Origin of the sequence: Nocardiopsis chromatogenes YIM 90109, from assembly GCF_000341185.1 — a bacterium.
GTDB lineage: Bacteria > Actinomycetota > Actinomycetes > Streptosporangiales > Streptosporangiaceae > Nocardiopsis_A > Nocardiopsis_A chromatogenes.
In genome coordinates this window covers 1-4845 of sequence record NZ_ANBH01000384.1, presented here as the reverse complement: position 1 = coordinate 4845, position 4845 = coordinate 1, and the positions used below count along the sequence as shown (strand labels likewise).

The 4845-nt window shown below is 73.5% G+C and carries 4 protein-coding genes; 3 read left to right on the top strand and 1 reads right to left on the bottom strand.

Annotated elements, in window-relative coordinates; all coding sequences use genetic code 11:
• Window positions 1-486: 486 nt before the first annotated feature.
• Window positions 487-2733, bottom strand: coding sequence for an SF1B family DNA helicase RecD2 (gene recD2, locus D476_RS0131245; protein WP_017627800.1), 2247 nt, complete (start codon window positions 2731-2733; stop codon window positions 487-489).
• A 108-nt stretch (window positions 2734-2841) separates the two neighbouring features.
• On the opposite strand from recD2, the gene D476_RS0131240 reads away from it, so the two are divergent.
• From D476_RS0131240 to D476_RS0131230, 3 genes are read left to right on the top strand one after another with little or no spacing between them, the layout of a single operon-like run.
• Entirely contained in the window at window positions 2842-3234 is a 393-nt protein-coding gene (locus D476_RS0131240) for a cupin domain-containing protein (protein ID WP_017627799.1), read from the top strand.
• A 31-nt stretch (window positions 3235-3265) separates the two neighbouring features.
• On the top strand, window positions 3266-3889 hold the full coding sequence (locus D476_RS0131235) for a cysteine hydrolase (RefSeq protein WP_017627798.1): 624 nt from the start codon (window positions 3266-3268) through the stop codon (window positions 3887-3889).
• A gap of 19 nt (window positions 3890-3908) precedes the next feature.
• Window positions 3909-4691 (top strand): aminotransferase class IV, encoded by a 783-nt coding sequence (locus D476_RS0131230; protein WP_017627797.1) that lies wholly within the window; start codon window positions 3909-3911, stop codon window positions 4689-4691.
• Window positions 4692-4845: the final 154 nt, after the last annotated feature.

Here is a 4845-nt window from a genome sequence, read left to right as displayed (position 1 = left end):
GGCCCCGGAGGGGGGCCGACGCTCTCCGGGGGGAGTGGAAAGAGCGTCAGCGTCCATTGGGGTCGGCGTTGCCTCGGCCCCCCGCCGGGGCGGGGAGGAGAGTCGGCGCAGCGGGAACGCCCCGAATGGCCCGAGGCCCCGGCGCACCCGGCCGTCCGCACGAGAGGGGTGGCGTCCGCGCCGCCGGTTTCGGCCTCATAAGGGGAGCCTATTCAGCCCTGGGCCGCCTTGGGGCCCAAACGCGGAAAACGCGGGCGGGACCGCGCCCGGGAGGGGGTTCGGGCACGGTCCCGGGGTGGAGGAGTGCGACGGGTCGGGAGAGGGGATCCTGCCCGCCGGGCCACCGGCTCCACCGTAGGGAAAACTACCGCTCGGTTCTATTGTCGACAAGGACGAAATTTCCTCGGATTTACCGGCGGCCCGATAATGCGCGATGTTGAAACCGAACACGGGTGCCATTCACCGACAATCCCCCCGGAGCCTCCGTTATCCGGCGGAATTCTCATCGCGCAGCCGGTGCGCCAGCCCGGTGAACCGCCGCCCGGCCGCCGCCGAGCGCACCGCGCGGGCCACCGCCCGCCGCGACCCCACCAGCACCACCAGCCGCTTGGCCCGGGTGATGGCGGTGTAGAGCAGGTTGCGCTGCAGCATCATCCACGCGCTCGTGGTCACCGGCACCACCACCGCCGGGTACTCGCTGCCCTGGGAGCGGTGCACGGTCACCGCGTAGGCGTGCGCCAGCTCGTCCAGCTCGGCGAAGTCGTAGCCGACGTCCTCGTCCTCGTCGGTGCGCACCGTCACCCGCTGCTCGACCGCGTCGATACCGGCCACCAGGCCCAGCGTCCCGTTGAAGACCCCGTTGGCGCCCTTGTCGTAGTTGTTGCGGATCTGGGTCACCTTGTCGCCCACCCGGAAGACGCGGCCGCCGAACCGGCGCTCGGCCACCCCCTCGCGCGGCGGGGTCAGCGCGCTCTGCAGCAGCGTGTTGAGGTTGCCCGCGCCGGCCGGGCCGCGGTGCATCGGGGCGAGCACCTGCACGTCCCGCCGCGGGTCCAGCCCGAAGCGGCGGGGGATGCGCCGGGCGACCACGTCCACGGTGAGCTCGGCGGTCTCCTCGGCGTCGTCGCAGGGAAACAGGAAGAAGTCGTCCATGCCCTGCAACAGCGGCGGCTCACCGGCGTTGACCCGGTGCGCATTGGTGACCACCCCCGACTGCTGCGCCTGGCGGAACACCCGGGTCAGCCGCACCGCCGGCACGGGCGATCCCTCCTCCAGCAGGTCGCGCAGGACCTGCCCGGCGCCGACCGACGGCAGCTGGTCGACGTCGCCGACCAGCAGCAGGTGGCCGCCGGGCGGGACCGCCTTGGCCAGCTTGTTGGCCAGCAGCAGGTCGAGCATGGACGCCTCGTCGACCACCAGCAGGTCGCAGTCGAGCGGGTGGTCCCGGTCGTAGGCGGCGTCGCCGCCGGGTTTGAGCTCCAGCAGCCGGTGCACGGTGGAGGCCTCGTGCCCGGTCAGCTCGGTCATCCGCTTGGCGGCGCGGCCCGTGGGGGCCGCCAGCACGATCTTCGCCCCCTTGGCGGCGGCCAGGGTGATGACCGAGGCGACGGTGAAGGACTTGCCGCACCCCGGGCCGCCGGTGAGCACCGCGGCCTTGCGGGTGAGGGCGAGCTTGACCGCCTCCTCCTGCTCGGGGGCCAGCTCGGCCCCGGTGCGGCGGCGCAGCCAGCCCAGCGCCGCGTCCCAGTCGACGTCGGCGAAGGCGGGCATCCGGTCGGCCGGGTGCTCCAGCAGCGTGCGGAGCTGCCCGGCGAGCGACGCCTCGGCCCGCTGGAACGGCACCAGGTACACGGCGGTGACCGGTTCGCCCTCCGGTCCGGGCACCTTCTCGGCGGCCACGCCCTCCTCGGCCACGAGCGCCCCGAGGCACTCGATGACCAGCCCCGGGTCGACCTGGAGGATCTTGACAGCGTCGGCGATCAACCGCTCCTCGGGCAGGTAGCAGTGGCCCTCCGAGGTCGACTCCGAGAGGGTGAACTGGATCCCGGCCTTGACCCGGTCGGGGCTGTCGTGCGGGATCCCCACCGCCTGGGCGATGGTGTCGGCGGTCTTGAAGCCGATGCCCCACACGTCGGTGGCCAGCCGGTAGGGCTCGCCGCGCACCACCCCGATGGAGGCGTCGCCGTACTTCTTGTAGATCCGCACCGCCAGCGAGGTGGAGATGTCGATGCCCTGGAGGAAGACCATCACCTCCTTGATGGCCTTCTGCTCCTCCCAGGCCTCGGTGATGAGCCGGGTCCGCTTGGGGCCGAGTTTGGGCACCTCGATCAGCCGGTCGGGCTCATTCTCGATGACCTCCAGGGCCCCGGCGCCGAAGTGGTCGACGATCTTCTCGGCCAGGCGCGGACCGATCCCCTTGATCAGCCCGGACCCCAGGTAGCGCCGCACGCCCTGGACGGTGGCGGGCAGGACCGTGGTGTAGTCCTCGACGGTGAACTGCCGCCCGTACTGCGGGTGCGAGCCCCACCGCCCGCGCATCCGCAGCGACTCGCCCACCTGGGCGCCCAGCAGCGCGCCGACCACCGTGGTCAGGTCGTTCGCGCCGCGGCCGGTGTCGACCTTGGCGACGGTGTAGCCGGTCTCCTCGTTGGCGAAGGTCACGCGTTCGAGGACGCCTTCCAGCTCGGCCGGGCGGAACCCCTGGCCGCTCTGCGCACCCCCTGCACCGCTCACGGGCCCCTCCACTGACTCGGTTCCCCTCCCCATCATGCCGCCCCTGCCCGACAGGCGGGGGCCGACGGTGCGCCGTCCACAGGGCCCCTGCGGCTACCCTCGTCGTCCGTGATCGAGAACGCTTCAGACCGGCCCGCGCCCGACGGGGTCTACGTGGGCAGCGCCGGCGCGGACGCGCCCATGGACCGCGGCTGGCTGCTCGGGCACTTCAAGCCCGAGGACGACCCGCGGCACAGCACCGACGTGGAGATCAAGTGGGGCACCCACCCGCCCGGCGACGAGCGGGCCGAGTGGGCCGTCGGGGAGAAGCGCACCGCGCTCCTCGTGCTGATCAGCGGGCGGTTCCGGCTCCGGTTCCCCGACGGCGACGTGGTCCTGGGCGAGCAGGGCGACTACGTCGTGTGGGGGCCGGGCACGGACCACTCCTGGGTCGCCGAGGAGGAGTCGGTGGTCATGACGGTGCGCTGGCCGTCCGTCCCGGGGTACGCCGTGGGGCTCTAGGGCGGGCCGCGGGCGTGGCAGGATCCGGTACATGACTGACGAACCCCTCATCGTCCCGGCCCGCACCGCCGTCCTCGCGCTCCACTGGCAGGTGAACGTCATCAAGCCGGAGGGCTTCTTCGGCGGCATGCTCGCCGAGCCGGTCCGCGCCTCCGGGGTCGTCGACCGCGCGGCGCGCTTCCACGACGCCGCGCGTGCGGCGGGTGTCCCCGTCGTCTTCACCCGCTTCACCGTCCCCGAGGGCGGGGGCGCGCTGGTACGCAACACCGATTTCATGTCCGCGGTCGCCGACGCCCAGGAGTCGTTCCGTCCCGACGGCCCCGGCTCCGCGCTCATCCCGGAGATGGCCGCGCTCGGCGACGGCGACGAGGTCTGCGACAACCAGCGCCTGTCGGGGATGGCGGCGTCCGACCTGCCCGACCGGCTGCGCACGCGCGGCGTCGACACCCTGCTGGTCACCGGGGTGGCCACCAACCTCACCGTGGAGCAGACCGCGCGCGGCGCCACCGACCTCGGCTTCACCGTGCACGTGGTGGCCGACTGCGTGGCCGCAGCCGACCCGGCGGTGCACGAGGTGTCCTTGAGCAACCTGGACCTCACCACGGCCGGTCGGCTCACCGCCTCCGAAGCCCTGGAACACCTCGCCTCCGCCTGAGGGATGCGAGGATGCCCCCATGATGCTGCTGGACGGTCGGCCGGTGACGGCTGAGGAGCTGGCCCCGCTCGCCCTGTACGGCTACGGGCACTTCACCACGATGCGCGTGGAGGGCGCGCGCGTCCGGGGGCTGTCCCTGCACCTGGACCGCCTGGAGGCGGACTGCGCGACCCTGATGGGGGCCACCCTCGACCGGGACGGGATCCGGGGCCGGGTCCGCGAGGCCGCCGACCGCTCGGACGGGCCGGTGGTCGTGCGGGTGACCGTCTTCGATCCGGACCTGGAGCTCGGGCTCCCCGCCCGCCCGGCGCGGCCGCGGATGCTCGTGTCCACGCGCGCGGCCCCCGCGGTCCCGGCGCCGCCGCTGTCCCTCGCCACCCGCGCGCACGAGCGCGAACTTCCCGCGGTCAAGACGTCGTCGCTGGCCGGGGCCCTGCACGGGCGGCGCGCCGCGCAGCTGGGCGGCCACGACGACGTACTGTTCGTCGACCGCACCGGCCGCGCCACCGAGGGCGCGACGTGGAACATCGGCTTCGTCCGGGGCGACGAGGTGCTGTGGCCGGAGGGCGACGTCCTCCAGGGCACGACGATGCGCCTGCTCGACGGGACCGGGGGCGCGACCCACCGCACGGTCCCGGTCCCCGTGGAGGCGGTTCCGGAGATGGACGGCGCCTTCATCACCAACGCCGCCGTGGGGGTACGCCCCGTATCGGCGGTCGACGGCCACACCTTCACCGACCGACCACCGCTGGTCGAGCGCCTGCGCACGGCCTACGAGGAGATCCCCGGGGAAGCCGTCTGATCCCGGCGGGGGCCGTGGAGACGAGTGAGTCCCCGAGGGCCGTGGCGGCATGATGGCGGTCCCCTTGGCGGCCCGGTCGACGACCGGGCCGAGACCGCCCGGAAGGCGGGGCGACGGCGAGGGTCGGCGGCTCTCCCCGCAGCGTTGTCGGGTG

Coding starts and splice junctions, on each gene's coding strand:
- D476_RS0131235 (WP_017627798.1), top strand. CDS start 3,266: ATGACTGACGAACCCCTCATCGTCCCGGCCCGCACCGCCGTCCTCGCG.
- D476_RS0131230 (WP_017627797.1), top strand. CDS start 3,909: ATGATGCTGCTGGACGGTCGGCCGGTGACGGCTGAGGAGCTGGCCCCG.